Genomic DNA, 25,631 nt, shown 5'->3' with positions numbered 1-25,631 from the left:
CAGTAGAACGCTTGGCACACTGAGGCTGCATTAAACAGCTAAAAGCACGCAGCAAAGGAAGGAAGATCGGATCGATTCATCGGCTTTGTCAATCTTGGTGAACTGGAGACGAGGCAATGGCAAACGAAGGGCAATTCAACATGCGGCTCAATTTGGCGGGCGATTGTCTGCGATCTGTATCGCGCTGTCGAGTGATCGAGAATGGTCGGCTGCAGCGCAACGCACTCGGCTGTAGCCGACCCGGAGCGGACAATTACGATCACCCCCATGGTCGCGCTCGACCGGTTGGACAAACAGTATCCCGAGATCGAGTGCGGCACTGTCAATGAAAGTCAGAGAATGACGCTCGTCATTTCCTTGCAGGTCGATTGTTGCCAATTCAGGTACCGCGGTCGAACGACCGAAAGTGGTGGACGCGGCCGGTGGCCGCTCGGTGACGCATGACCGGCGCAACCGAGAGCGGTGCTTCGCATTTCTCGAAACCGGTCAGTGGGGCAGCGCTAGATCGCTGCCACTTTCGACAAATCTAATCGCCTTGGTTACCCTGCCAACTGATGTACGCGGCGGTGCCCATCGCGTCGACGTTCGGCATTTCACCGACCTGCACGTGCTGAAAAAAGCCCAAACAATGGCTCCAAGACGAATTTCCGGGGTTTGACTCGATCCAGCACGAATATCCCAAGCGCGTCCAATCCAACGACCTGTCGTCATTGCTGCGGCACAGAAGCTCCTGCGCGATTGCCCTGCACCAAATCAAAGCTTCTTCTGCCGCCGCCGCTTTGATGAAGACTCCAGTCGTCGACTCGTAGTCTTCGATCACTCCGCGGTCGAATAGCTGTCGCGGTTCGGGCTCGTGGTACTGGAAAATGACAAGGTATTCGTGTGACCTGTTGCAGGAGCTTGTTTAACGACTTCATAGTTTCGTCCGTCACGCCGGTTCTCGACGATCTTGGCGGAAACATCGAACGACCGGTAGTGGCCGAACGCGAGCGCCGCTGCCCTGTGACGTGCGACCCGCGCAGATCGACCCGGAGCCGACCTTCGGTGCTTTCGAGAGCGGTCGTTGGGAGATGCGCCTAAACTCGTAAGTAAGTATGCGGGGCAGCCGCCATCTTGATGGGATGTTCTACCCAGCTAAAGGTGCTTGAACTTTATAATCTGTACTTTGCTGTTGAATCGTGCAGCTTTGAACTGGACTGGTTCCGTCGTATTTGCTGTCGTTCGCTCCATAATCCACGGAGTCGGTCGATACGTCATCTCTCGGCCATTGATAATTAATTCCAGTATCTCGTATTCCTCCACATATGCACGCGTAAAATAGCGCCCACGGGTTTGCCACTCCCAATGAGCGGGTACAATTCGCTTTGCTATGATCTGAGCACTCCCGGTCTGTGTCTTCACTCCAGCAAAGTTGGCAATCTCGAACAATGCTCTGGCGATACAGACGAGAATGACCGCGTAGAAGAAAAAAAGCACGCATGCGGCGCCAAGCTGACCGTGACTCACTAACGTGAATGGATGCGACACAACGTCATGGAAAGACACTGATGATCTCCAGATTGGTGGATCCCTCGAGCCAGGCGGAATTGTCAGCAATCTCGCCCCGCATGTCGAGTGTCCCTTCCTGGCCGACTGCCGCCCGACGCGGTCGGCCGTAGCCGACGGCGGATTCAGCCAGTCGCTTTCCTCTACAGCGGACGTTCAAGCTTTACGTTGCACATGCCCAGATCGACCACTGGCCCAGAATCCTTAACCAGTAAATCCACGATCTGCTCGCTGACGAGCTCAGCCCAACAGCGATATTGCCCAGCCCCGGGGTGAAATCGATCACGGGCCATCTCGAGCGGCTTTGCTGCCCAATCAAGCGATATATAGCGCGCGGCAGCGTCCTTGCTAATCCACCGCCGCAGCGTGCGGTCCAGAGACGCGGCATATCGGCCCAGGTACCAGCGCAGCGGGTGCTGCGCCGCTGGCAGAATTCGCAATGGCGGTAGTCCTGTTGCTACCAGACCGAATGCGCCGGTGCGACGGCGGACTTCTTCAACCAGTCGCCGATAGTCTTGCAGGAACTGGCGTGGCGAACGTTGCGACGTTACATCGTTAGTACCCAATGCGGTCACGAGAAAGTCCGCCGGCTGTAATTCGCTCTGCCTTAATAGCGCTAGAGACTCTTCAGTGTTGACCCCCGACTTTGCCACCAGTTGCCATGTAACGGGCCTGCCCAGTTTGATAGCCAGCATTTTGGCAACCGGTTGCGCTAATGCCTGTACCTGATCGTCGACCCCCACTCCTGCCGCCGACGAGTCACCGACAACCAGAATTCGCAAGGCCGGTTGCAGGGCCTCTCGCGAGCCTTCCCTCCCGCAACGAGGCCCTGCTGCTTCCGGTAGGCGTAGCGCCGTTCTCCTTAGCCTGCGTGCCTGTATCACCAGAATTGGGCCGAGGACAAACTTGTAGAGTGGCAACATTTTCAGTTCAGATCAGAAGAGGAACAACGGTAGCCCCATGCACGTTTTGACACGGTCTGGGCCGAACCCGGCCCGACGATGAGCCGGCAATGCGCTCTGCCGATGATGCTTCCGAATCCGACAGTACCCGACCCATCGCGGTCAGACGGTCAACACGGAATCATCGGCTTTTGGAAATCACGTCACTCATGTAGTTATTCAGATCGCGAAAATCCTGAACGGTCCAGGAGTGCGGCGCGAGCTTTACGCCGTTCTCCCTCAAAGTTCTCGGAATCAGGTCCCCGTTCGGACGAAGTATTACCGATGAAACAATGACGCCTGGATAATCATGGAGTCGCTTTTTGAACGCAGCAGTTGTGAGGTCAGGCGTGGCAGGATTGCTTTTCTTGGCCAATGGCCCGGTGCCCTTGATATCTGCGCCATGGCACATCGCGCATCTTTGTATATAGAGATTTTTCCCGTTGATGTTTTGCGAGAAGGATGGTGAAGGTTGAGTCAACACCAACGCTCCTAGCGAAGCGATCAACAATTTTATCGTTTTCATTTGGCCTTGTCGTATCACGCAGATTGCTGTGCCTGGGAGTATAAACGCGTGATCGTGGAATGGTCGCTCTTGGCCGTACATGGAAATTGGCCGATCAGCCTGATTGGAGGTTGGCTACGCAATCGTTGATTGCCTGTTCGAACTGCGAATTGGATAAATCGACACCGACACGCGCAAGCGAAAGCAGCAATTGCTCCGCAGCCGACAGCCGCCGGCCGCTACCGCCGCCAACCGGCGTTGCAGGCGGCCGTCACGGCCGCGATGATGGGCGCCGTCGAGAAGAGCCGTGCGGGCATCGCGGCTGGCGTACTCAATGCGAGCAGGCAAAGCGGCTCCGCATTCGGCGTGGCGATCTTCGGCGCGCTGATGAGCACCGCGCAGACCCCGGGCGCAAGCGTGCGTGTCGCGATCTTCGTGGCGATCGGGTTGTCGCTGGCGGCGGCTGGATGCTGGCGCGTCACGTTCGTGCGAGCAGTCCGCGAGCCGAAAACCGCAATCTGATTCCATTCACTCGAACAATTCAACCGGATCGCCGTCGGACGCGGCCTGCGACACCGTGTCGGCGGGCGCGCATTGCGTGTCCGGGCCGCCGTTTCGCGCATCGATGGCGCGACGCCGGCCGCCAGCCGCGTCTCGTTCTTCGATGACGCGCCGGTCCACGCATCGGCCCGGCTTGCCGATGCAATAAAAAGAACCGCGAAGCCTTGCGCTGTCGCGGTTCTTTTAACGTGCCCGAAACACGGCGCAACCGTGTTCTGGTGCCGACGGCGAGACTCGAACTCGCACAGCTTTCGCCACTACCCCTCAAGGTAGCGTGTCTACCAATTCGGCGGCTATCTGATCTGGCGACTGCATTTGCGCTCACGGAGGTCGCTGCGCATGGCGGCCGACCAATCCGCCGGTGTCGTCGCGTGCCTATGTGCTCTCTGCATAGGAAATGCCGAAACTTTGCATTGGACCGCATATTTTGCGATTCCTAGAATCAGGCGAACGTCGAGCCTTGTTCGACAGGTTCGTTCAGCCACGTCGCGCTTGCCGCGCGGCAGCAATCCCCGAGGAATCGTTCCATGCAGATCACTACACCCGTCGCCGCACTGTCCGAGGACATGAAAGCGTGGCGTCGACAGATTCACAGTCGTCCGGAAATCGCGTTTCAGGAAACCGGCACGGCAGCGTTCGTCGCGGAGTTGCTGCGCTCGTTCGGCATCGATACGCATACCGGAATCGGCCGCACCGGCGTGGTGGGCGTGATCGACGGTAACGGCGGGCCGGGCCCCACGATTGCGTTGCGCGCCGACATGGATGCGCTGCCGATCCAGGAGGAAGGCCGGCCGGTTTATCGTTCGGTCCATCACGGACTGTTTCATGGCTGCGGTCACGATGGACACACCGCGATCCTGCTCGGCGCGGCGAAGCTGCTGGCCGGCCATCGCCAGTTCAAGGGGCGGGTCGTGCTGGTATTCCAGCCGGCCGAGGAAATCGTCAAAGGCAGTCAGGCGATGCTCGACGATCAGTTGCTCGCGCGTTTCCCGTTCGACGAAATCTATGGGTTGCACAACCATCCGCAGCTCGAACCGGGCAAGATCGGCGTGCGCGTCGGATCGCAACTTGCCGCGGTGGATTTTTTCTCGATCGAGATTCGCGGCATCGGCAGTCATGGCGGAACGCCGCATCGTAGCGTCGATCCGATCGCCATCGGCGCGTTGCTCGTCACTGCATTGCAGACCGTCGTCAGCCGCGCGATCGATCCGCTCGACAGCGCGGTGCTGAGCATCTGCCAGTTCGTTGCGGGGGCGACGGCGAACGTCATTCCCGATCGCGCGTCGCTGCAAGGCACTACGCGCGCGCTGTCGCCGCTGGCGCGCGAACGCGTGCATCGGCGCATGCGAGAGATCTGCGACGGCGTTGCGCTATCGCACGGATGCGCGATCGATCTCGACATTTCGCACGGCACGCCGGCCACGATCAATGCGGAAGCTCCGGCGCGATGTGTCATGGCAGCCGCCGAGACCGTGGTCGGCGCGGCGAACGTGCTGACCGACGTGGCACCGTTGATGGCGGGTGACGACGTCGCGCGCTTTCTTGAGGCGCGGCCCGGCTGTTATTTCTTTCTCGGGCAGGGCGGTCACATGTGCCATCACCCCGAATACGACTTCAACGACGACGTGGCACCGATCGGCGTCGCGATTTTCGACGAAGTCGTGCGTCGCCGTCTCGGCGTTTGACGGAAAGCGTCGCGCGACCGAAGCATTCATAAAAAAACGGAGGAGAACATCATGGAACATGCAACGTTTCGCGCCCGGCGGACGATGGCCGCGCTGTCGGCAGGCGTGTGCGCCGCGGCCGCAGCGGGCGCGGCATGCGCGGCCGAAGCACCGGCGCAGCGCGTCGCAAGCGGGTATACGCTTGCGCCGTTTCTGCTCTTCGTTGCGTTGACGCTCGGCATCACGTACTGGGCATCGCGTCGCAACCGCTCGGTTTCGCAGTTCTATACGGCCGGCGGCAGTGTCACGCCGTTGCAGAACGGCTTCGCGCTCGCAGGCGACTACATGTCCGCATCGTCGTTCCTCGGTGCGGTCGGCATGATGGCCGGCTCGGGCTACGACTCCATCATTTACGGCGTCGGCACGCTGATCGGCTGGCCGATCCTGCTGTTTCTCGTCGCGGAACCGCTACGCAATCTCGGACGCTTCACGCTCGCCGATGTCGTCGCATTCCGTCTCGCGGAGCGTCCGGTTCGGAGCCTGGCCGCCGTGAATTCGCTGGTGATCGTGCTGTTCTATCTCGTCATCCAGCTGGTCGGCGCCGGCAAGCTGATCCAGCTGCTGTTCGGCGTGCCTTACATGGTGGCGATGCTCGCGGTTGGCGCGCTGGTGCTCGTGTACGTGCTGATCGGCGGGATGCTGGCCACCACGTGGGTGCAGATCGTGAAGGCGGTGCTGATGGTCGCGATCGGTACGTATCTGGCGTTCAAGGTGCTGCAGGCGACCGGCTTCAGCGCCAGTCGGCTGATCGCCGCGGTGGTGCAGTCTCATCCGGCCGGCTCGGCCGTGCTGGCGCCGAGCCGGCTCGTCACGAACCCCGTGGATGCGATTTCGCTCGGCATGTCGTTGATCTTCGGCATGGTAGGCCTGCCGCATATCCTGAGTCGCCTGTTCACCGTACGCGACGGCGCCGCGGCCAGGCAATCGGCGTTCTACGCAACCGCGCTCATTGCGTGGTTCTATACCTCGGTCGTCGTGATCGGCGCCGGTGCGATCGTATTCGTGCTCCGCAATCCCGCTTTCCTGGATCCGGCCACGCACACGCTGATCGGCGGCGGAAACATGACGGCGATGCATCTGAGCCATTACTTCGGCGGCGACGTGTTCCTCGGCATCATGTCGGCAGTTGCGTTCGCAACGATCCTGGCGGTCGTCGCGGGGCTCACGATTTCGGGCGCATCGGCGGTCGGTCACGATCTGTACAAGCGCATCCTGTGCAGGGGGCAAGCCGATCCGGCGCGCGAACTGGCGGTATCGCGCCGGGCCACGTTCGTATTGGTGGCGGCCGCGCTGCTGCTGTCGCATCTCGTGCAAAACCTGAACATCAGCTTCCTGGTCGGGCTCGCGTTCTCCATTTCGGCGAGCACCAACTTCCCGATCCTGATGCTGTCGATGTTCTGGCGAGGATTGACGACGCGCGGCGTACTGGCTGGCGGGATAGTCGGGTTGGTGTCGTCGGTCGGGCTGCTCGTGACCGGGCCGACAATCTGGGTGGGCATCCTGAAGCACGACAGTGCGCTCTTTCCGTACGCAAATCCGACCCTGTTCTCGATGACGCTGGCGTTCGGCGTCGCATGGCTCGCATCGATTACCGACTCGTCCGCTCGTGCGGCGGCGGAGCGTGCGGGATTCGATGCGCAGATGTTCCGCAGCGCGACCGGCATCGGCATCAGCGCTCCCCAAACTCACTGATCACTGGAGCAATCATGTCGAACGTCAATCACCCGGCAGTCGTTGCGCGCAGCACCGATGCGAACGCAAGCGTCGACGCACGCACGCGCGACGTGGCCCGTCTGGTCCGCCGTCGCACACGCCTGAGTATCGGCATGAGCGTGCTCGTGCTGGGCATTTACTTTGCGTTCATCCTAACCGTCGCGTTCGCTCCGGCCGTGTTGACACGCCACTTCCCGGTCGAATCGCCGATGACGGTCGGGATCGTCGTCGGGATCGGTCTTTACTGGTTCTGCGCGATCTCAACGGGCGCGTATGTGTGGATAGCCGGCCGCTGGATCGACCCGCTCGTCGGGCGGATTGCCCGATGAACGGGCGGGCGCGCCCGGGCTCGCGATGACGAAGCCCGTTGCGCGGTCGCATGGCGATCGGTACGAATCGATATGCCGCGCTGTCGGAACCACGCCGAATTGTCCGGGACTTGCCGTCGAGCCGAATGGATGTCCGGATCGTCGTGCGTCGCGGTAGTCCAAGGTCACAATGCGTCGTTCGCGCAATCCACATCAGAGCCGTGTCTCCTTGTGCGCGTGTCAGTCATGAAACTGATACGCGCTTTTTTTTGACGAGGATGGCCATGTCGGTCGTGACCGACATGATCGAAGCGCCGCTCGTGTGTTCCGCACACAGTCATCGGAGGGTCATGCAACTCTTGCATCGCCGGACGACAAGAATCTCATTGGATGGTGATTTTTTAGCTGAATACGATGCATCGCGGTCTCGAAGATTCACGCGAACGCATACACCTGTGCCGCGCATGCGATGAAGAAGATCGGTTTACCAATAATTTGGTATGCGAAATGAATATGCCGTAGCGAGCGGGAATGCGTGGGGTCGGATCGCAGCACAATCCAAATCAATCGATGGGGCGACATGAAAAACAGAAAATCAGTGAGGAGACTGGCGACGACCGCGTTGACGCTTGCGTGCGCGACGGGGGCGGATGGCGCCCGCGCGCAGAGCTCGGTGGTCATGTACGGCATCCTGGATATCGGCATCCAGAGCTTGACCAACGCCGGATCGAACGGGAAGTCGTCGCTTGGCATGCTGGGCAGTGCGTTTCTGCCGTCCCGCTTCGGCATCAAGGGCGACGAGGATCTCGGCGGGGGCTACGGTGCAATCTTTCAGCTCGAAAACGGCTTCGACCTCGGCAAGGGCACCCTCGTGACGCCGGGCACGTTGTTCAACCGCCTTTCGAGCGTCGGGTTTCGATCGCCTTATGGCCGGCTGACGTTCGGGCGGCAATACAGCGTACAGTTCGACAAGGCGGTGCTCTATGATCCTACGTATTTCGCCAATGACTCGACGCTTTCGCTGAACGCGATCCCGCTGGCGACGCTGCGGCTGAACAATGCGGTGAAGTTCCAGTCGCAGCCGTTTTACGGATTCAATGTCGAGGCTGAATATGGCTTCGGTCAACAACTTCCGGGCAACGGCCTGGCCGGCCGGTATGTCGGTGCGGCGCTCGAATATGACCGGGGAGCGCTTGCCGCTCGCGTGCTTTACGAGCAGAGTCGCGGTACGAGCGCAGGCGGCATCGATGCGTCGGGGCGGGTCGATGAGCGGTACAGCGCGGCGCTTCGTTATACGGTGGGCGGCGTGACCGTTGCCGCGGGCGTCACGCGCGTGGTCGGAGACCTCCAGTTGACGCCGCGCGGCGTGGCTTACTGGGGCAGTGCGAAGGGTTTCGCGACGCCGACGATTCAATGGTACGTGCTGGGCGGCCGCTACGCGTTCCAGAGCACGCCGGGGCACCCGACGCTGCTGGTCGGCGGAGGCGAGTATCTGCTGTCGAAGGCGACGTTTCTGTATGCGCATGTCGGCACGGTCTGGAACTCCGACGAGAGCGCGTTCGGCGTCAACAGCTTTTCCAGTGTGGGCCAGCCTGGCAAGAGTCAGGTCGGCGTGAGCGTCGGCATTCATCGCCGGTTCTGATACGGCACACGGGCGCCACGATCGAGCCGTTGCGGCGAAGGGCGCGACTATACTTTCCGCACGTGGGCGGCGTCGCTGCCCGTGAACGCCTGATTTCACATGAACCTTCGCAAACTGCAACATGTCCTCGCGCTCGCTCGATGCCAGAATTTCAGTCGCGCTTGCGCGGAGGTGCACCTGAGTCAATCCGCGCTGTCCCGCAGTATCCAGTCGATCGAAGCGGAGTTCGGTATTTCGCTGTTCGATCGCAGCGCGCAACGTATCACGCTGACGCCGCACGGCAAGGTATTCGTCGAGCGGGCGCGCCGGATCGATTTCGAAGTGCGGGAGCTCGGGCGCGACCTCGCGCTGCTCGAGCGCGGGGAGTTCGGCGATCTCTGCATCGGGCTGGGAGCGACGCCCGCCGCGCTGCTCAGGCAACCCATCCTGACGTTCGGGGCCGTTAATGCGCCCCAAGTACGCGTGGTACTCAAGCGCGGCGATACAGCCGACCTGCTCGGCATGTTGCTGGCGGAGCGCATCGACATGTTCGTTGGGGATATCGCGTCGCTCACGCAGCAGCCGGAAATCGAGATCGTGCCGCTGCCGAGATGGCGGGCCGCATTCTTCTGCGGTCACGCGCATCCGCTTGCGGGCATGGCGGGCGTATCGCCCGAGAATCTATTGAAGTATCCGGTCGGCTGCACGCATCTGTCGAAGTACGCGCTCGACGATCTTCAGCAGCATCTCGGATATCCAATCGCGGATCGCATCAAGCTCCAGAGCGACGATTTCGGCGAGCTGGAGGCGGCGGCAGCCGTCAGCGATGTCGTCATTCTTGGCAGCCGGCCAGTATTCGACGAGGCGGTTCGGGCGGGGAGGTTGCATCCGGTGCCGCTCGATCCGCCACTGGCTGGTTCGGCCTGTTTCGGGATCGTCACGCTCGCGGGCAGAACCCAGTCGGCCACGATGCTGAGAATCAATGCCCTGGTGCAACGTGTGTTCGACAATTTCGCGGAAGACTTGCCGACACGCTAGCTCGGTGAGCGGGGGCCTGTTTCTCTATGAGGCGGGCGATATCGACACGGTGCGGCGACTCGTGCACGAGGACCCGTTCAACACGGAAGGGATCTGGAGGACGGTCGATATCGAGCCCGGGCGGCGTGATGTCGGCGAGGAGCGTCGCGAGGTCGACGACGGGGCGCGACAGCATCCCGCTGAACAGGTGATCGAGCTTGCCCGCATATTCGTTGATGACGGAGACGATTTCCGGGTGGCTATGCCCGAGCACCGCGCTCATCTGGCCCGACGTGAAATCGAGGATCGCGCGGCCGTTCGCATCGTAGACGAAGCTGCCTTGCGCGCGCTCGATGATCATCGGCTCGAACGTGCCGCCATAGCGGATCGGCGGTGCCGGCCGATCTGGCCATCCTCGCCGGCGATCGCGGATTGCCGCCGCTGCCGGTGGTCGGCATTACGCTGCGGTTCGACCGGAAGCGGCCGTCGCATCTGACGGCGGAGTTCGCGGAGCATATTCGGCTCATGCTGCCGGTGCTGTGAAATGCGGCGCGAGTTCGTCGTGCTTTCACACATCGCAATTAATAAGTAAAGCTGAATATAGAAATGCGGCTCGTCTCGAGACCACTTTCACGCCTGTCGCGCGACGTCCCGCGCCGGCACGACGAGTCGTAAGCCGGTTCATATCGCGGATGCGACAGGGGCTCACGACCCGTTCTACGACGTCGCGGGGCTTCTGTCCGATTTACGCGCGCCAACGGCGAAATAGACTTCCAATCGAGCGAAATGATCGTCTGGGTCCGGACACGAAGCAGGCCGACCCGCGTCGCTCATGGAAGGGCTTCGGCATGTCGCTCGACGGTCGCACGCTGCCGGCACGTCGACGTCGAGCCGCTCTTGGGGGAGCGGCCCGCCCGTATCGGCAGGCGAGCGGGCACCGGCCTGAAGCGAGGCCAGCTGTCCGACTGTTTCCGCACGAAATCGTTCTGCTCCGATGTTCGACACGTGTCGCGCCGGCTCGCCGGCCGACCGTCGATACGTTGCGACCGGATGCCGTCGCATCGCTCTGCATCGGACGGATGCCTATCGAGGGGGTCATCATGACCAGGTCATTTCGTATTCTTAGCGCCGGGGCGGTTGCATTCGCATGCTGGGCTGCCAGCTTCCCGGTTCAGGTTTGCGCGGCGACGCTTACGGGCTACGCCGCGCCGTGGCGTATCGCGCATGCGCGATCGAGACTGGCATCGACTGCCGCACCACCGGCCGTGACGGTCAAGCCGGCAAGCGACGGCAGCGACCAGACCGATGCATTGCAAGCCGCGCTCAACGCACTGCAGGTCGGACAAACGCTGATACTCGCGCCCGGACGCTATACGGTCAGCCGCTCGTTGTCGGTGACGGTATCGGGTGTGGTGGTATCGGGCTACGGCGCGACGCTCGTCGCGACCAATCCGTCCGACCAGACGATCTTGATGAGCGGCGCCGGTTCGACGCTCGTCGGCGTCACGCTGATCGGTACTGGCACGACGCGGCTCACGGTGCCTGAATCGAGCAAGGTCGAGGTGACGGGCACGGACATCCAGGTGCTCGGTGTGACGATCCAGGGCGCCGCCAGCGGCGGGATCTTCGTGTTCGGCGCCAGCAACGTCGCGATCGTGGGCAATACCGTGCGCGACACGCTGGCGGACGGCATCCACACCACCTACGGCTCGACCAATGTGCTGGTGCAGAACAATACGGTGACGGGCACCGGCGACGACCTGATCGCGGTCGTCAGCTATCTGGGCGACGGCCGTCTCAGCAGCAACGTGCTGATCGACCACAACACCGTATCGGGGAATTACTGGGGGCGCGGCATCTCCGTCGTGGGCGGCCAGGCCGTGACGATCTCGAACAACACCGTCGATGGCGTGCAGAAGGCGGCCGGCATTCTCGTCGCACAGGAGGACAGCTGGCGTACCTACGGCGTGTCGAACGTCGTGATCGACAACAACGTGGTGACCAACATCCAGAACGCGAACGTGAACAACGGCTTGCAGCCGACACAGCAGGGCGCCATCGAGCTGGACACGTGGTCGGGCTCGGTGTCGTACGTCAAGGTGATGCGCAATCGCGTATCGGGATCGGCCTACGCCGGGTTCCGGGCAATTGGCAACGTGTGCGAATTCCAGGTCTCCGACAACACGTTCGCGTCGATTGCCGGCACGCCGGTGTCGCTGTTGTCGCGCGGCTGCACGGCCAGCCGGATCGTCGTCAGCGGCAATACGATGGACGGCGTCGCGCTGGTTTCGCCGGTCGGCGCATCGTCGTCCGGAACGATCCCGGCTGCCGGCGCGGTGACGGCGGCGATGCCGCGGGTGCGAACCGGCTTGATGCAGTCGCCGGGCGGCGCTGCGCCGGCAACCGCCACGGCGCGATGACATTGCGCACACGTCGACTGAACGGCGCCGCCGGCGTGGCCGGCGCGCGCCGGGCACGACGCATGAGCGCCATCCCGTTCGTGTCGCCGTGCCTTCGACCGCGCATGCATCGCATGCGTCGCGACGAGGCGGGTCAGAGGAGCCCCAGGCGCTGGCCGGTCGCGGCGGCCTGGGTGCGATTGCGCACGTGAAGCGCCTTGAAGATCGCGGTGATGTGCGCCTTGACGGTCTTCTCCGACAGGCCGAGCCGATCGGCGATGAGCTTGTTCGGCACGCCTTCGGCGATCAGGCGCAGCACGTCGAGCTGGCGCAGCGTCAGGCGCGGGCCGTCGGGTTCGTGCGCGGGCGGGTTGCGATGCGCCGACTGTGTATCGAGCAGCAGCGGCGGCACGTAACGCTCGCCGTTCATGACCATCTTGATGGCCGACAGCAACGTGTGTGCGGTCGCGGATTTGGGAATGTAGCCGAGCGCGCCGTGCGTGAAGGCGGCGCGTACGTCGTGCGGATCCTCGGATGTGGACAGCACGATGATCGGCAACTCGGGCCGGACCTGCGTGATCGCCGCAATCGCGGCGAAACCGTCCATGCCGTTCATTTTCAGATCCAGCACGATGACGTCGAGGTCGGTGTGCTGTTCGAGCAGCCGCATTGCATCGTCGGCGTTGCTTGCCTGAATGTCGACCATCCCGTCATGGTCCTGGCGCAACAACGTCGCCACGCCATCTCGCAGAACCGGATGATCATCGACAATGAGTATTTTCATGGAAATAAAAATGAAGTCTGGAGGCGGACCTCTTCTGCTTTTGGAGAACCCGTTTTTTTCGAAAAGTCTTAATACTTTGGTCGTATTCGGTTCTGTTTCGCCACGGGCTAACGTCGGATTTACATCCGGAAAGACATGGTTGACACTGGATCATCGCGGCCTTCCGTGCGGTGAGGCGCACAACGAGCATAACGAAGATCGCGACAGCAGGGCCTGGGCGAGTTACGGAAGCCGAGATTTTTTGGGGGGCGATCGAACCCGGGTGCAGACTATACGATAAAAAGAGCCGAACGTGCCAATACGGGGCGCGCTGTTTATTTCGATCGATTGCTTTCTGAAAATCGGCAATTGACGTTGAAGCAGGCGATTTACCCCGCGAAACAGGGCATGTTCCTTTGCACGAATTTGCGAGACGTCTCCATCGGCCTGATTCGATATCAATCAAGGTGCAATATGGGAACTATCAATGAAGAAGAGTCAATTCGCGACCTGAACCTGTCGTATCTGTGGCTGGCGCAGCGGCTGTTGCAGGCGGATCGCGCGACCGGCATGTTTCGCCTCGGCGCCACGCCGGAAATGGCCGGCACGCTGGAAAGCCTGACGATGCGATCGATGATGAGCCTGTCGTCGTCGGGGCAGTTGCTTTGCGTACTGCGCCTGAGTCGATACGAAACGGTTGCGGCGCTCGCGCGGCCCGAACCGCCGGGCGACGCCGCACGGCTTCATGTCGCGATGGCGCTGTCCAGTCTCGGAGCCTTCGACCAGGACGTGCCGTGAGCGGCGGTGCCCGGACGGCGCATGCGTCGAGTCTTGCCGATGACGCGAAGCACGTGTTGGCGGCCGTGACGCTGATTCGGCTCGGCGCGCGCCCGCAGATGCTCGAAATCGAACTGCCGCTCCCGCATGAGCGCCTGGTCCGGCTGTATCGCGAGGTGCGCGGCGTCGCGCCGCCGAAAGGACTGCTGCCGTTCTCGAGCGACTGGTACATGACGTGGCAGGCCAACATCCATGCGTCGCTGTTCCTCAACGCCTACCGCTTTCTGCGGAGCAACGCGAAGTGTGCGCGACTCGATGCGCTCGTGAAGGCCTATGAATGGTATGCGAGGCGATGCGACGCGGCACACTGCGAGCCGCTGCTCGACCTGACGCGTGCGTGGCTGCTGATTCGTTTCTTCGACAGCGGCGTGCTGTCGACGGCGCGCTGTGTCCGATGCGACGCCGCATTCGTCACGCATCGCCACGACCTGCGTCGCAATCGCGTCTGCGTCGCGTGCCGTCCGCCGGCGCGGGCCGGCAAGCGCACCGGTGGCACGAAGCCGCAGCCGTGCGTCGAAAGCCCGTCCGACGCGAACACGCGCATCGTGTAGAAGCCGACCGCAGCCTGCGGCCCCGCGCAGTGCCGCTAGAGCGCGACGCCGTGCGCGTCCGCGTTGACCGTCGAGCGTTGCCGCGCACCTGCGGCGACGAGATGGCCGACCGCCGCGCGCAGCTTGCCATTCGGCAACGGCCGGTGAAGGAGGACCAGCCCGTGCGTGTGCGACGCGGCCAGTTGTTCGTCGGTCGTATCGCCGCTGATCAGCAACGCGGGAAGGGCGGTGTCGAGTGCTTCACGCAGCCGCTCGATCACGACGATGCCGTTTTCGCCGCGCGGCGGCAGGTAATCGCAGATCAGCAGGTCGGGCCGGCGAGGGCAGGCCGACAGCCGGTCGAGCGCCTCCTTGCCCGAGCGCGCCGCGATCGTGTCGTAACCCCACGTCGCCAGCAGTTCCGCCAACCCGGTACGCGTCGTGCGATTGCCATCGATCACCACCACGAGCCCCGTTGAACCTGGCACGTCGCCGTGGCTGACGATCGGCGTGTCGAGCGGGGCGGGCGTGCCGACGGCGAGCGCCATCGCGACTTCGAAGCACGATCCGCGTCCGGGCGTCGAGCGCACGGCCAGCCGGCATTCGAGCAGGTCGGCGAGGCGCCGCACTATCGCGAGCCCGAGCCCGAAGCCTTTTTCGTGATCGCGCTCGGCATTGCCGACCTGGTAGTACTCGCGGAACACGAGCTTCTGCAGGTGATCGGGAATGCCGCAGCCCGTGTCCCAGACCTGGATCGCAAGGTGTGTGCCGCGGCGCCGGCAGCCGACGACGACCTTGCCGCGATCGGTGTAGCGCACCGCGTTGGACACGAGGTTGCGCACGATGCGCTCGACCAGCAGCGGATCCGAGTGAACCACCGCGCGGCACGGCACGCGCGACAGCGTGATGCCTTTGGCCTGCGCGTCGAGCAGGCAGTCGTTGCACACGTATTCGAGCACAGTATCGATCGCGAACGGCCGGCACTGTGCTTCGACGCTGCCGGCGTCGAGTCGGGACAGGTCGAGCAGCGCGCCGAAGAGCCGGCTCAGCGCATCCGACGAGCGCTCGATGCGCTCGACGAGCCGTCGTCCTTCGGGCGGCATCGGGATGCTGCGCAGCGCGCCGATCAGCAGGTTCAGCGCGTGCGCGGACTGGCGCAAATCGTGGCTGGCTGCCGCGAGGAATTGCGATTTGGCGAGATTGGCCTGGTCGGCGATCCGTCGCTGGCAGTCGAGATCGACGGCGAGTCGCTCGCCCCGCTCGTTCTGTGTCTGCAAATCGCCTGCGAACCGTTCGGCGCGGAAGCGTAGCCGGATGTTTTGCGTTGCCGCACGGTTCGCGAGCAACCCGAGATAGCCGACCACGCAGGCGATCAGCAGCATCATCGGTGCGGTCTCCCGCTGGATTGCATGCGGCGACACGATCGCCGCGCCGACATACGGGACGGTGGCCGGCAACAGAAAGGCGATGAACGCGGGCAAGTACGCGCTGAATACCGGAATCGCGCCGGCGACGATGCTGAACGTCGCGATGACCACGAGGCTCGCGATTCCGAAGTCGGCGCCCATCGCGAGATGAATCGATGCCCATCCCCAGCCCATGCCGGCGGCAGTGCTGAAGGCCGACAGCCACGGGCCCAGTGCCGCCAGTTGCTGACCGAAGTCGGCGACCGGTGATAGAGGCGCGACAGTAGAACCTGGCCGGCCGAACACGCGGCAATGTAGATCGTCCACGCAGGACCGGACACCGGATCCGGATGGCCGAGCCGGTCGATCGACAGCGTCGCGGCAACAGCAAGCAAAGTGCCACCGGCGACGTATGGCGTCACGGAGTCGTAGACGATCCTGACCTGTTCGGCCGCGATCTGGTCCGGCGTCTGCATGTGCGCTCACGGAGATTGTTGCGCATGGCGGCGGAGAGTATCGGCGCGTCCGGCACAGACGCGTATTCCCGTAACCAAGCATAGTCGCTGTACGCAGGGTTTACGGTGTATTCCGGCGAAATATGAAAATATATAAGGACTGGGAACTTATTGGAGGATGTAGCGATTAATTCAACGGTGTCGGTTGAATTGTGTTCCGGAGGTGAGCGATCCGCTACGCGTGTTACGGCGCATCGCCTGGGTGCCATTTAATTTCAGAACGGACGAAGAATTCGCAATTCGGATCCGGCTCGAGCCCGTCCAGTCGATCGAATAATTCGAATGGTGTGGAAACGTACAGTTGCGGAAGCTGAGCCGGGATATACGTCTTTTCCGTCATCAACGACATCGACGAGGGCCGTATGCGCGATCTCTGCGGGAAAGCGTTCATCTGGATGCTGGTTTGGGTGGGCACGTTGGCGTTCGACAGTGCGTTCGCGATTGGCAGCCCGTCATACACCGATATCGTTTCCGCGAACAGCGGCCTCTGTCTGACAAGCGCGGGGAATTCATCGGCATCGGGCGTCGGCATCGTGCAGACTTCGTGTTCAGGTCAAGGCAATACGACCTGGTCGTTCGTGCCGGTCGCCGGAAACCGGTACCACATTGTGTTGCAGGGCAGCGGCCTGTGCCTCAACGTACCGGGCAGTTCAGGCGCGAGCGGGACGCAGTTGATTCAGTACGGTTGCCAAGGCAGCAACCTGTTGAACGATCAGTGGACAATCGTCGCGGTTGGATCGAGCTACCGGATTGTCTCCGCACTGAACGGCATGTGCGCGAACGTGAGCGGCGGCTCGACCGTCAGCGGTGCGAGCCTGATCCAGTATGGTTGTCAGGGCGCCACACAGACCAGCGACCAGTTCAATCTGTACTTGCCCGTCAACGCGTCGACCAACGTTGTCGTCGCGAGCAGCGGTCTCTGCGTGACGATCGGCGGCGGCGCGATCGTGCAAGGCGCATGCAGCAATCAGGGTGCCACCGGCTGGCTCTTGCAGCCGGTCGGTAGCGGCTACCATGTGATTTCCCAGTCCACCGGACAATGCCTGAACGTCTATCAGGGCCAGCGCACGAGCGGCGCGCCGTTGATTCCTTACTCGTGTCAGGACCGCTCGCTGACGAACGATCAGTGGACCGTCGCGCCGGTTGGCGGAAAATATCACCTGATTTCAGTCTCGAGCGGAATGTGCGCGAGCGTCAGCGGAGGATCGCTCGCTTCCGGTTCGACGTTGAGCCTGTCTCCCTGTCAGAATGCGGCGACGAGTGGCCAGTTCGCGTTGACGTTGCCGCAGGCTTTCCCCGTAACCCTGCCGTCCGCATGGAGCCCGGTCATCACGTTACCGGTCAATCCGATCGGCATCGCGAATACGCCCAACGGCAAGCTCGTGATGTGGTCGTCGAACCAGCCCTATACGATCCAGAACGACGTCGGATCCGCGACCACGCAAACGCAGACCGCGCTCTTCGATCCCGCGACGAACGCGGTGACCCAGTACATCGAGACTTCCGCGGGTTCCGACATGTTCTGCCCGGGCACCGCGATGCTGTCCGACGGGCGGCTGCTGGTCAATGGCGGCGACAGCAGTCCCAAGACGACGCTCTATGATCCGACGGCGAATACCTGGAGCGCCGCCGCGACGATGAACATTCCGCGCGGTTACCAGGGCGACACATTGCTTTCGAATGGTGCGGTGATTACGCTCGGCGGTTCGTGGAGCGGCGGGGTGGGTGGCAAGACGGCCGAGCTGTGGGACGGCGGCAGATGGACCGTGCTGCCGGGCGTGCCTGAGACGAACGTCATCGGCCCGGATCCGCAGGGCATCTATCGTGGTGACAACCATCTGTGGCTGTTCGCGCAGACGAATGGCAGCGTATTCCATGCCGGCCCGAGCGCGCGGATGAACTGGATCTCGACGAGCGGGGCCGGTTCGATCACCTCGGCGGGAAATCGCGGTGTCGACCCATACGCGATCAACGGTACGGCATCGCTGTTCGATACGGGCCTGATTCTGAAGGCGGGTGGCGCGAAGTCGTATCAGCAGAACGGCAATACGTCGACATATGCGTCGAATTCGGCGTACCTGATCGACATAACGCGCGGTCCGGGGCAGCCTGTTTCGGTGCAGCGGCTGAACGGCATGACTTATCAGCGCGCATTCGCGAACAGCGTCATTCTGCCGAACGGCAATGTCGTGATCGTTGGCGGTCAGAGCTTGCCGATGCCCTTTACCGACACGACCGCGATCCTGGTGCCCGAGATATGGGACCCGGTGACGCAACGCTTTAACCTTCTTCAGCCGATGCGGACGCCGCGCACTTATCACAGCACGGCGGTTCTTTTGCCGGACGGCCGCGTGTTCGTCGGCGGCGGCGGGCAATGCGGTGTCGGCTGCGTGAACAATCACCTGAATGCCGAAATCCTGACGCCGCCATATTTGCTCAATGCCGACAATACGCTTGCCTCGCGCCCGGCGATCGTGTCCGCGCCGGCCAGCGCGATGCATGGTTCGACGATCACCGTTTCGACCGGGGGCGCGGTCGCGTCTTTCGCGTTGATGCGGATGTCGTCGGTGACGCATTCGACGAACAACGACCAGCGCCGAATTCCGCTGCCGATCCTGTCGACAAGCGGTACGTCATACCAATTGTCGATTCCGGCCGACTCAGGTGTTGCATTGCCGGGCTACTACATGCTGTTCGCGCTCGATGCGAACGGCGTTCCCAGCGTCTCGAAGGCGGTCCGGATTCTGTGAGGAAATACCTGCTGTCCCGATCCAGCCGCCGGTACGTTGCACGGTTGTTGTACGTCGCGTTACTCGGCGCGGGCGGCTCGTGCGCGATGGCGAGCGGCGACCGCGAAGCGGGCCACGCACTGTTCACCGGTGCGGCTCCGCTAACGGGCCGGATGTTGACCCATCCCGGCGATCTTCCATCGAATGTCGTTCGGTGTGCGAATTGCCATGCTCCGGAGATCGGCCCCGCCGTGCGAAATTCGATTGCGCCACGCCTTACTCGCGCCTGGCTCGTCGATCTGCAAAGCCGGCGGGGTGGCCCTCCGAGCCGGTACGATCAGGAGGGGTTCTGTACGATGCTGCGCGACGGAGTCGATCCAGCCTATGTGCTGCTCAATGTCGAGATGCCGCGCTATCGCATAAGTGATGGCGATTGCGCCGCGCTTTGGCACTTTCTGACCGGTGCGCGGAATGGCCCCGCCTGATTTTCGTGCGCGCCGACGCGCGATACGCATTGCCGCGTTTCCGGCCGTTGCGTTGTCCGCATTCTGCACGTCGACGCTTGTGCGCGGACAAAACGCGCCGATCGCGTATCACGGTGGAAGCATCAAGCCTCCGGTTCTGGTTCCCGACTGGCCGATTCTCACGGCGCAGGGTCGCGAAACGCGCCTGCGCGGGGTGCTGGCCGGTCGCGTGACTGCGCTGCAGCTGTTCTTTACGGGTTGCTCTACCGTTTGTCCGATCCAGGGCGCCGTCTTTCAACGTGTGCAAACGTTGCTTGGCGCGCACTCGGACGTTCAGTTGCTGTCGCTCAGCATCGATCCGTTGTCCGATACCCCGGAACGAATGCGTGCATGGCTCCGGCAATTCGATGCGCGGCCGGGGTGGACTGCCGCGGCTCCGGAATTGCAGAACGTCGATGCCGTCCAGGCATTGTTCGGAGCCGGCGTGACGGGCTTGGACAATCACGGAACCCAGGTTCACGTGATCGACCGACGCGGACAACTGATATGGCGCACCTACGAATTGCCATCGGCGGAAACGGTCGCCGCGCTGCTGAAGCAGGCATAGACGCGAGCGTTGGCGCAACGGTTCTAGACACGATCAAGACGTGAAGCAGCGAATCATGCCCGGGTGACACGGGGGCATTCTCCGAATGATCGATCGGCGACGCTTCTGATCAAGCCTGGCTCGTCTCGCACGTGACACCGGTCGCGGATCGTGCGACGAGGGCGCGCTTGATCGTTCGAGGATGCACATTGAAGTGTGCGGCGACCTCCGCGACCGACTGGGTTTCAAGCAGAACGCGGGCATGGGCGCACTGATCCGGCGTCATGTGCGGCTTTCGCCCCAACTGCTTGCCGCGCGCGCGCGCGGCAGCCAATCCTGCACGGGTGCGCTCGCTGATGAGGCTGCGTTCGAACTCCGCCAGCGCGCCCATCATGTGGAAGACGAGTCGCCCGCCGGACGAAGCCGTATTGATCGATTCGGTCAGGGAAATGAAGTCCACCCCCCGGCGCGCCAGAAAGTTGATCAGGTCGATCAGCTTGCTCAGCGAGCGACCCAACCGGTCGAGCCGCCAGACGACGAGCGTGTCGCCTTTCATGACCTTTTCGAGTGCTGCGTCGAGACCCGGGCGATGGAAGTCGGCTCCGGAGATACCCTGATCGGAAAAAACGACCTCACATCCGGCGCGTGTGAGCGCGTCGATCTGGAGTCCGAGACTTTGCTCGTCCGTGGAGACACGGGCATACCCGATATTCATCGCCCGACTCCTGCCGCTTTATCGACTGGGCGCTGGCGTGCGCGGTCCGGCTGAAGTGCTGCATTCATCAAGACGCGCTCGTCGAGGATTCCGCGCGGACGGCGTATCGAGCTTCCCGCTGAGGCGCGAAGAAACGGCAAACGTGGTTGCTCACAACTGGGATTCCTGTGTTCCTCCGCGGGGCTTGCTTCCATGAAAGGCGCATGCCGCCGCCGTCGGCATGGCGTGCCGATAGTCAAATTGCAAAGGATGGTGAATTTCCGTGTCACCAAGCAGATATTACTGGACGGAAAGGGACGTTTTTGTCCGACAAGGCTTACAGAAAGGCAGCCCAGCATTCACGGGCGGTTTCACGAATCGGTAATTTTTTTTGTAACTCTGATGCAAACGTCCGTTTGTGTCTTTCATGGCTTTCAGTCAAGGGCGAGTGCAGCGAGGCAGCGTATGCATCGGATAACAAGCGAGGGCCTATGAAAGGCTCGGTATCGTCGGGGAGGTATGGAGATGGGTGGCGCATTGTTCATAAGGGTCCTCAATCGACCCATGTTGGTAAGCCGCTTCAGGCGTACGTTTGTCGAGGTCACCGACGTTGAGTTCGGTGAGCGAGCTCGAAAACTGTATGGCGGAGTTGTACAGGGGCCGACGGCTCGCGACGCGTATCGGTCGATATCCGGGATGGCGTTGCCGGCCCCCGACGCGGATCGTTCGACGGCGGACCACTCGACGGAAAGCTGGCTACTTCGATTGAGCGGACGAACAACGTCACACCCGCAAGCAGCATGGCTCTCCAGCTTGAACGCGACGCGGGGCGGTGATGATGTCGCCCCGGCGGTCGAGGCGCGGAGCGTCAATTCGAATGCCGGGATGGAGACGCAAGCGGATGCGGCCATGGTCGACACCGTCTTGCGTGCGATGAAGGTCGATGCGATTTCGCTGGTGATGTCGGCGGTGCACGCACCCGACGACGGTCGCAAGGTGCTCTATTTCAAGTGCGTGCCGTGGTGTTGCGCATTTGACGAAGGAGAGCCGTCACCAGATGCATATCTGTCGAGCGTCGTCCGTGCGGGACTGATGGGCTGCTTCGATCGCTATGTGGTAGCACGTGTGCTGGATGTACTGGAGAGTTCGCCGCAGCTGAGCATCGGCGTGAATCTGTCGGAACAGAGCCTCGTATCGGGATTGCAATGGGAAAGCCTGCTCGATCGGCTCACCCGCGCACCGGAGCTCGCCGAGCGTCTGGTCGTGGAGGTGAGCGAGGGGGCGCGAGTCGCAGGTGGACGCGCGCGTACTTTTCTCGATCGACTCAGGGTACTCGGCTGCCGTATCGCGATCGACGACTACGGGCTCGCTTATGGCGTCGATGTGGGAATGGCAATCCCCGCGCCGGACATCGTGAAGATTGCGCCGGCGTTCATTGCTGCAGCCCGATGGAGTGAGTCGGCGCGGAACAGGCTTCGGCATCTCGTGCGGCTCGGCACAAGCATGGCACGTGACGTCGTGGTGCTTGGTGCGCAAGGCGCGGTTGATATGGCGCTGGTTTGTGACGTCGGGGCGAAATGGATGCAGGGCGATTGAACAGGCGAAGGTTGCCAAGGCTGAGCTGCTGCCCGGTGCGGCGGTCGACTGACCTGCGAAGGGACTGCGCGCAACCTGGATGAGGGCGGTGGAGTGGGCGTTGATATTGAAGCGGGCCTCGGAGATTCGGGGGATCCGGAATCGGATGGCAATGGAGACGACGATCTGGAATCACGGTGCTGCGAAGTACGGCGTGAGCGCTTGATGATGGATATTCGATCGTGTCTGCATGTGATTGCTGATTGCTGTGTACCTGAGAGAGAAAGGGAGATCGTGAAGACAGCTTGCGACGCGGGTATGGCTGCCGGGTTCTGCGGATCTGGGTCGGCTATCGCGCAAGGTCTGAAACGAAAGCTAGAGGGTGTGCGCGGTATGGGCAGCCGGGACGACGAAGCGTGGCTCCAGAAGATGATCCGCGGTGGCTTCGACGCTGGAATGAAGTGTCGTTCCGTGAACGTGTGGCGCGCCGTTGAGACTGAGAGATCGTAGAGAACGAGTATTGAAGTTGGCTGGCAAGAAGGCCTAGCGGGAAGCGTTTCAACGTGGAATAAGAAAAAGTAAATTAGTTCGTACTACTTTAAAAATTGTGAAGTCCTGACCGGAAGACTGGCCGGCAAGCCTTCTTTCGTTAGTGTCTACCGAGCATCGGCATACCATGAATCATACATATCGCACCGTCTGGAACGAGACCCTGGGAACGTGGGTCGCTGCATCTGAATTGGACACCGCACGCGGCAAGAGCAAACGCTCGGCGGTGGTCAAACTGATGGTCAGTGCATTGCTTCTTGCCGCCGGGCAAGGGAGCTACGCCACCGTGGTCTCAGGGTTTAGTGGCGTCTGCACTAGTGGTGGCGGAACGAGTCCGGATGGTTCGCGTACGGTGGCGGCCAGCACCGCACCGATCGACGGAAGCGGCACGTTTTCGACGGTGGCGGGGTGTAATGCGAACGGCGGAGGGCTCGCCTATTTGGGCGTAACCCTCTACGGTGCGTATACGACGGCCGTTGGCGATGGTGCGGTTGCAGTAGGTATGAGCGCGTATTCCACCAAATGGGGGACGGCTGTCGGTCTGGATGCAACGGCTAGCGGCCTTGGTGCCAGCGCGTTCGGCTACGGTGCGAGTGCCGTTGGAACTTCTTCTGTTGCAATCGGCGGAGTCAATCAAAACGGGGGAGCTGGCGGCGCGGTATCGTACAACTCCGAGGATATCGCTATCGGTGCGTTTTCGACCGCAGGCGTTTCAGCGTCGTCGATCATTCGCGATACAGCAATCGGCAGCCATGCAGTCGCGACCGGTGGAGATTCGGTTGCAGTCGGCGATTACAGCACCGCGTCTGCCAGCTTTGCAAGTGCGTTCGGCGAAGGGGCGCTTGCATCCGGTACGTCCTCCACTGCACTGGGCAATGTGGCGACTGCGTCCGGTATACAGTCCGTGGCAGTGGGCCAGTTAGCCACCGCGGCGTCCCAGTCGAGTATCGCGATGGGTAGCAGTGCACGCGCGACTGCCAACAGCGCGACGTCGATCGGGGCTTCTTCTCGTGCCAACGCTACCAATGCGACAGCAATCGGTCCGACAACGACTGCGAGCGGAACGGGGTCGGTCGCGCTGGGCGGTAATGCGACTTCGGGGGCGAATGCGGCAGCGCCGGATTCGATCGCGATCGGCGGACAGTCTTCGGTTGCGTCGACGGCGACCTCGGGTATCGCTATTGGTCGTGGTGCAACCGCGAGCGCCACATCAGGCGTCGCGCAAGGCGATGCTGGCTTAGCGTCCGGCAATTATGCCGTTGCGGTTGGGAGTGCCGCCACTGCGTCCAATCAACAGGCCGCCGCGCTTGGTAATCGAGCGCTTGCATCGGGTGCCTTTGCTAATGCGCTGGGTACGTTCAGCACGGCGTCGGGTCAACAGTCGGTTGCAATCGGCAGTAATTCGGTTGCGTCGGGCGCCTATGGCAATACGCTGGGTACTGGCGCCACGGCGTCGGGTCTGGAAGCGAGTGCGATTGGTAGTGGCACCACCGGTAGTGGAGCGGGTGCTATCGCCATTGGCGCCAACGTGACATCGGGCGCCGTGTCGGCTGCCTCCGACGGTATCGCCATCGGAGGCCAGTCGTCCGTCGTTGCGGCAGCCACGTCCGGCATAGCGATTGGCCGTGGTGCGACCGCGAGCGGCGCATTCGGCATCGCGCAAGGTGATGGCGTCATCTCGGGTGCGACGGGCCAGAACGTCGCGATCGGCTCGAGCGGCACGACGGCCAACAGCAGCACGGCCGCAGGTGGCGCCGTCGCAATTGGCCGCGGCCAGACGGCGACGGGCAACGGCGCGGTCGCGATCGGCGACCCGAACTCGGCGATCGGCACGGGCGCGGTTGCGCTCGGTGCGAATGACGCGTCGAATGGGCAAGGCGCGGTTGCGATCGGCAATGCCAATACGGCAACCGGCCAGGGCTCGCTCGCATTGGGTAACAGCAGCACGGCCACCGCGGCCGGCGGCACCGCGCTCGGCGATACCGCGGTCTCCAGCGCCGCCAATGCCCAGGCATTCGGCACCGGCGCGAACGCGAGCGTGGCGGGCTCGGTCGCACTCGGTTCGGGAGCCGTCACGATCGGCGCCGCGAACACGGCGACCGGCGGCACGGGTTCCGTCACCAGCACGACGATCGGCAGTCAGACGTTCGGCACCTACGCCGGTGCGAGTTCCGCCGCCGGTGTGGTCAGCGTCGGAGCGGCCGGGGCGGAGCGGCGCATCCAGAACGTCGCTGCCGGCCTGATCAGCGCGACCAGCACGGACGCGATCAACGGCAGCCAGCTTTATGCCGTCGCCAGCACGACGACTTCGAGCATTGCCAGCCTGTCCACGTCGACCTCGACGGGCATCAGCTCGCTGTCGACAGGCCTCAGCTCGACCAATAGCTCGGTTGCTTCGCTGTCGACCTCCACGTCGACGGGTCTCTCGTCGGCGAATAGCTCGATCTCGTCGCTGTCCACCTCGACCTCGACGGGCATCAGCTCGCTGTCGACAGGCCTGAGCTCGACCAATAGCTCGGTTGCCTCGCTGTCGTCGTCCACGTCGACGGGTCTCTCGTCGGCGAATAGCTCGATCTCGTCGCTGTCCACCTCGACCTCGACCGGCATCAACTCGCTGTCGACTGGCCTGAGCTCGACCAATAGCTCGGT

The 25,631-nt window shown here is 62.4% G+C and carries 22 protein-coding genes, 1 tRNA gene and 2 pseudogenes; 15 read left to right on the top strand and 10 right to left on the bottom strand.

What is annotated here, in order from left to right; genetic code table 11:
• Positions 1-526: 526 nt before the first annotated feature.
• From U4Z31_RS34895 to U4Z31_RS34880, 4 genes are all read right to left on the bottom strand, one after another.
• The gene (locus tag U4Z31_RS34895; protein WP_321812779.1) at positions 527-820 is read right to left on the bottom strand and encodes a hypothetical protein; all 294 of its coding nucleotides are present in this window, start codon (positions 818-820) and stop codon (positions 527-529) included.
• 314 nt (positions 821-1,134) lie between these two features.
• Positions 1,135-1,545, bottom strand: coding sequence for a hypothetical protein (locus tag U4Z31_RS34890; RefSeq protein WP_321812778.1), 411 nt, complete (start codon positions 1,543-1,545; stop codon positions 1,135-1,137).
• 143 nt (positions 1,546-1,688) lie between these two features.
• Positions 1,689-2,327 (bottom strand): SGNH/GDSL hydrolase family protein, encoded by a 639-nt coding sequence (locus U4Z31_RS34885; protein ID WP_235879238.1) that lies wholly within the window; start codon positions 2,325-2,327, stop codon positions 1,689-1,691.
• Positions 2,328-2,628: 301 nt separating this feature from the next.
• The gene (locus U4Z31_RS34880; RefSeq protein ID WP_321812777.1) at positions 2,629-3,012 is read right to left on the bottom strand and encodes a cytochrome c; all 384 of its coding nucleotides are present in this window, start codon (positions 3,010-3,012) and stop codon (positions 2,629-2,631) included.
• 261 nt (positions 3,013-3,273) lie between these two features.
• On the opposite strand from U4Z31_RS34880, the gene U4Z31_RS34875 reads away from it, so the two are divergent.
• Positions 3,274-3,513, top strand: a complete 240-nt coding sequence (locus tag U4Z31_RS34875) for a hypothetical protein (protein ID WP_321812776.1) — start codon at positions 3,274-3,276, stop codon at positions 3,511-3,513.
• Between the two features lie 255 nt (positions 3,514-3,768).
• Here U4Z31_RS34875 and U4Z31_RS34870 read toward each other — a convergent pair.
• Positions 3,769-3,846, bottom strand: a tRNA-OTHER gene (locus tag U4Z31_RS34870).
• A gap of 233 nt (positions 3,847-4,079) precedes the next feature.
• Between U4Z31_RS34870 and U4Z31_RS34865 the strand changes: the two genes are divergently transcribed.
• The 3 genes from U4Z31_RS34865 to U4Z31_RS34855 are packed head-to-tail and all read left to right on the top strand — an operon-like array spanning position 4,080 to position 7,318.
• Positions 4,080-5,237, top strand: a complete 1,158-nt coding sequence (locus tag U4Z31_RS34865; RefSeq protein ID WP_321812775.1) for a M20 aminoacylase family protein — start codon at positions 4,080-4,082, stop codon at positions 5,235-5,237.
• Positions 5,238-5,288: 51 nt separating this feature from the next.
• Positions 5,289-6,968 (top strand): sodium:solute symporter family transporter, encoded by a 1,680-nt coding sequence (locus U4Z31_RS34860; RefSeq protein WP_321812774.1) that lies wholly within the window; start codon positions 5,289-5,291, stop codon positions 6,966-6,968.
• A 14-nt stretch (positions 6,969-6,982) separates the two neighbouring features.
• Positions 6,983-7,318, top strand: a complete 336-nt coding sequence (locus U4Z31_RS34855; RefSeq protein ID WP_185702594.1) for a DUF485 domain-containing protein — start codon at positions 6,983-6,985, stop codon at positions 7,316-7,318.
• Positions 7,319-7,732: 414 nt separating this feature from the next.
• On the opposite strand, the gene U4Z31_RS34850 is transcribed toward U4Z31_RS34855, so the two are convergent.
• Entirely contained in the window at positions 7,733-7,978 is a 246-nt protein-coding gene (locus U4Z31_RS34850; RefSeq protein ID WP_321812773.1) for a hypothetical protein, read from the bottom strand.
• On the opposite strand from U4Z31_RS34850, the gene U4Z31_RS34845 reads away from it, so the two are divergent.
• Both U4Z31_RS34845 and U4Z31_RS34840 read left to right on the top strand, forming a co-directional pair.
• Complete coding sequence (locus U4Z31_RS34845) at positions 7,977-8,939, top strand: porin (protein WP_321812772.1); 963 nt, start codon at positions 7,977-7,979, stop codon at positions 8,937-8,939. The two genes, U4Z31_RS34850 and U4Z31_RS34845, sit on opposite strands and share 2 nt — an antisense overlap.
• A gap of 99 nt (positions 8,940-9,038) precedes the next feature.
• Complete coding sequence (locus tag U4Z31_RS34840) at positions 9,039-9,956, top strand: LysR family transcriptional regulator (protein ID WP_321812771.1); 918 nt, start codon at positions 9,039-9,041, stop codon at positions 9,954-9,956.
• A gap of 109 nt (positions 9,957-10,065) precedes the next feature.
• Here U4Z31_RS34840 and U4Z31_RS34835 read toward each other — a convergent pair.
• A pseudogene (locus tag U4Z31_RS34835) lies at positions 10,066-10,368 on the bottom strand (aminotransferase class III-fold pyridoxal phosphate-dependent enzyme); the annotation flags it as partial.
• Between U4Z31_RS34835 and U4Z31_RS34830 the strand changes: the two are divergent.
• Both U4Z31_RS34830 and U4Z31_RS34825 read left to right on the top strand, forming a co-directional pair.
• Positions 10,323-10,478 (top strand): annotated as a pseudogene (locus U4Z31_RS34830) (LysR family transcriptional regulator); the annotation flags it as partial. The pseudogenes U4Z31_RS34835 and U4Z31_RS34830 sit on opposite strands and share 46 nt — an antisense overlap.
• A gap of 722 nt (positions 10,479-11,200) precedes the next feature.
• Entirely contained in the window at positions 11,201-12,355 is a 1,155-nt protein-coding gene (locus U4Z31_RS34825; RefSeq protein ID WP_311767503.1) for a right-handed parallel beta-helix repeat-containing protein, read from the top strand.
• Positions 12,356-12,488: 133 nt separating this feature from the next.
• Here the strand turns inward: U4Z31_RS34825 and U4Z31_RS34820 are convergent, their stop codons facing one another.
• A complete protein-coding gene (locus tag U4Z31_RS34820; RefSeq protein WP_321812770.1) occupies positions 12,489-13,118 on the bottom strand; it encodes a response regulator transcription factor in 630 nt (209 codons plus the stop codon).
• 348 nt (positions 13,119-13,466) lie between these two features.
• Here U4Z31_RS34820 and U4Z31_RS34815 point away from each other — a divergent pair, with 348 nt between their 5' ends.
• Both U4Z31_RS34815 and flhC read left to right on the top strand, forming a co-directional pair.
• Complete coding sequence (locus U4Z31_RS34815) at positions 13,467-13,895, top strand: flagellar transcriptional regulator FlhD (RefSeq protein WP_321812769.1); 429 nt, start codon at positions 13,467-13,469, stop codon at positions 13,893-13,895.
• The gene (gene flhC / locus U4Z31_RS34810; RefSeq protein WP_124668015.1) at positions 13,892-14,485 is read left to right on the top strand and encodes a flagellar transcriptional regulator FlhC; all 594 of its coding nucleotides are present in this window, start codon (positions 13,892-13,894) and stop codon (positions 14,483-14,485) included. Before U4Z31_RS34815 ends, flhC begins: the two co-directional genes overlap by 4 nt.
• 35 nt (positions 14,486-14,520) lie before the next feature.
• Here the strand turns inward: flhC and U4Z31_RS34805 are convergent, their stop codons facing one another.
• Entirely contained in the window at positions 14,521-16,197 is a 1,677-nt protein-coding gene (locus tag U4Z31_RS34805; RefSeq protein WP_321812768.1) for a hybrid sensor histidine kinase/response regulator, read from the bottom strand.
• 583 nt (positions 16,198-16,780) lie between these two features.
• Here U4Z31_RS34805 and U4Z31_RS34800 point away from each other — a divergent pair.
• From U4Z31_RS34800 to U4Z31_RS34790, 3 genes are read left to right on the top strand one after another with little or no spacing between them, the layout of a single operon-like run.
• Positions 16,781-19,135 (top strand): RICIN domain-containing protein, encoded by a 2,355-nt coding sequence (locus U4Z31_RS34800; RefSeq protein ID WP_321812780.1) that lies wholly within the window; start codon positions 16,781-16,783, stop codon positions 19,133-19,135.
• 44 nt (positions 19,136-19,179) lie between these two features.
• Positions 19,180-19,599, top strand: a complete 420-nt coding sequence (locus U4Z31_RS34795; protein WP_415750327.1) for a hypothetical protein — start codon at positions 19,180-19,182, stop codon at positions 19,597-19,599.
• Entirely contained in the window at positions 19,586-20,185 is a 600-nt protein-coding gene (locus U4Z31_RS34790) for an SCO family protein (RefSeq protein WP_124668012.1), read from the top strand. Before U4Z31_RS34795 ends, U4Z31_RS34790 begins: the two co-directional genes overlap by 14 nt.
• 109 nt (positions 20,186-20,294) lie before the next feature.
• Here the strand turns inward: U4Z31_RS34790 and U4Z31_RS34785 are convergent, their stop codons facing one another.
• The gene (locus U4Z31_RS34785) at positions 20,295-20,879 is read right to left on the bottom strand and encodes a recombinase family protein (protein ID WP_321812766.1); all 585 of its coding nucleotides are present in this window, start codon (positions 20,877-20,879) and stop codon (positions 20,295-20,297) included.
• A 675-nt stretch (positions 20,880-21,554) separates the two neighbouring features.
• Here U4Z31_RS34785 and U4Z31_RS34780 point away from each other — a divergent pair.
• Together U4Z31_RS34780 and U4Z31_RS34775 are read left to right on the top strand one after the other, a co-directional pair.
• A complete protein-coding gene (locus U4Z31_RS34780; protein WP_321812765.1) occupies positions 21,555-22,454 on the top strand; it encodes an EAL domain-containing protein in 900 nt (299 codons plus the stop codon).
• Positions 22,455-23,109: 655 nt separating this feature from the next.
• A partial coding sequence (locus tag U4Z31_RS34775) for an ESPR-type extended signal peptide-containing protein (RefSeq protein WP_321812764.1) occupies positions 23,110-25,631 on the top strand: 2,522 nt, incomplete at its 3' end.

The sequence above is a fragment of the Burkholderia sp. BCC1985 genome (assembly GCF_905339915.1).
Taxonomy (GTDB): Bacteria; Pseudomonadota; Gammaproteobacteria; order Burkholderiales; family Burkholderiaceae; genus Burkholderia.
Note: the sequence above shows the minus strand (reverse complement) of the source record. Positions and strands in the feature narration are given on the sequence as shown.

What these genes read in the sequence shown, in the direction of transcription:
- U4Z31_RS34820 (WP_321812770.1), bottom strand. Translation starts at nt 13,118, where the DNA reads ATGAAAATACTCATTGTCGATGATCATCCGGTTCTGCGAGATGGCGTG.
- U4Z31_RS34840 (WP_321812771.1), top strand. Translation starts at nt 9,039, where the DNA reads ATGAACCTTCGCAAACTGCAACATGTCCTCGCGCTCGCTCGATGCCAG.
- U4Z31_RS34855 (WP_185702594.1), top strand. Translation starts at nt 6,983, where the DNA reads ATGTCGAACGTCAATCACCCGGCAGTCGTTGCGCGCAGCACCGATGCG.
- U4Z31_RS34785 (WP_321812766.1), bottom strand. Translation starts at nt 20,879, where the DNA reads ATGAATATCGGGTATGCCCGTGTCTCCACGGACGAGCAAAGTCTCGGA.
- U4Z31_RS34790 (WP_124668012.1), top strand. Translation starts at nt 19,586, where the DNA reads ATGGCCCCGCCTGATTTTCGTGCGCGCCGACGCGCGATACGCATTGCC.
- U4Z31_RS34845 (WP_321812772.1), top strand. Translation starts at nt 7,977, where the DNA reads ATGTACGGCATCCTGGATATCGGCATCCAGAGCTTGACCAACGCCGGA.
- U4Z31_RS34850 (WP_321812773.1), bottom strand. Translation starts at nt 7,978, where the DNA reads ATGACCACCGAGCTCTGCGCGCGGGCGCCATCCGCCCCCGTCGCGCAC.
- U4Z31_RS34865 (WP_321812775.1), top strand. Translation starts at nt 4,080, where the DNA reads ATGCAGATCACTACACCCGTCGCCGCACTGTCCGAGGACATGAAAGCG.
- U4Z31_RS34875 (WP_321812776.1), top strand. Translation starts at nt 3,274, where the DNA reads ATGATGGGCGCCGTCGAGAAGAGCCGTGCGGGCATCGCGGCTGGCGTA.
- U4Z31_RS34880 (WP_321812777.1), bottom strand. Translation starts at nt 3,012, where the DNA reads ATGAAAACGATAAAATTGTTGATCGCTTCGCTAGGAGCGTTGGTGTTG.
- U4Z31_RS34860 (WP_321812774.1), top strand. Translation starts at nt 5,289, where the DNA reads ATGGAACATGCAACGTTTCGCGCCCGGCGGACGATGGCCGCGCTGTCG.
- U4Z31_RS34800 (WP_321812780.1), top strand. Translation starts at nt 16,781, where the DNA reads ATGCTGGTTTGGGTGGGCACGTTGGCGTTCGACAGTGCGTTCGCGATT.
- U4Z31_RS34780 (WP_321812765.1), top strand. Translation starts at nt 21,555, where the DNA reads ATGGCGTTGCCGGCCCCCGACGCGGATCGTTCGACGGCGGACCACTCG.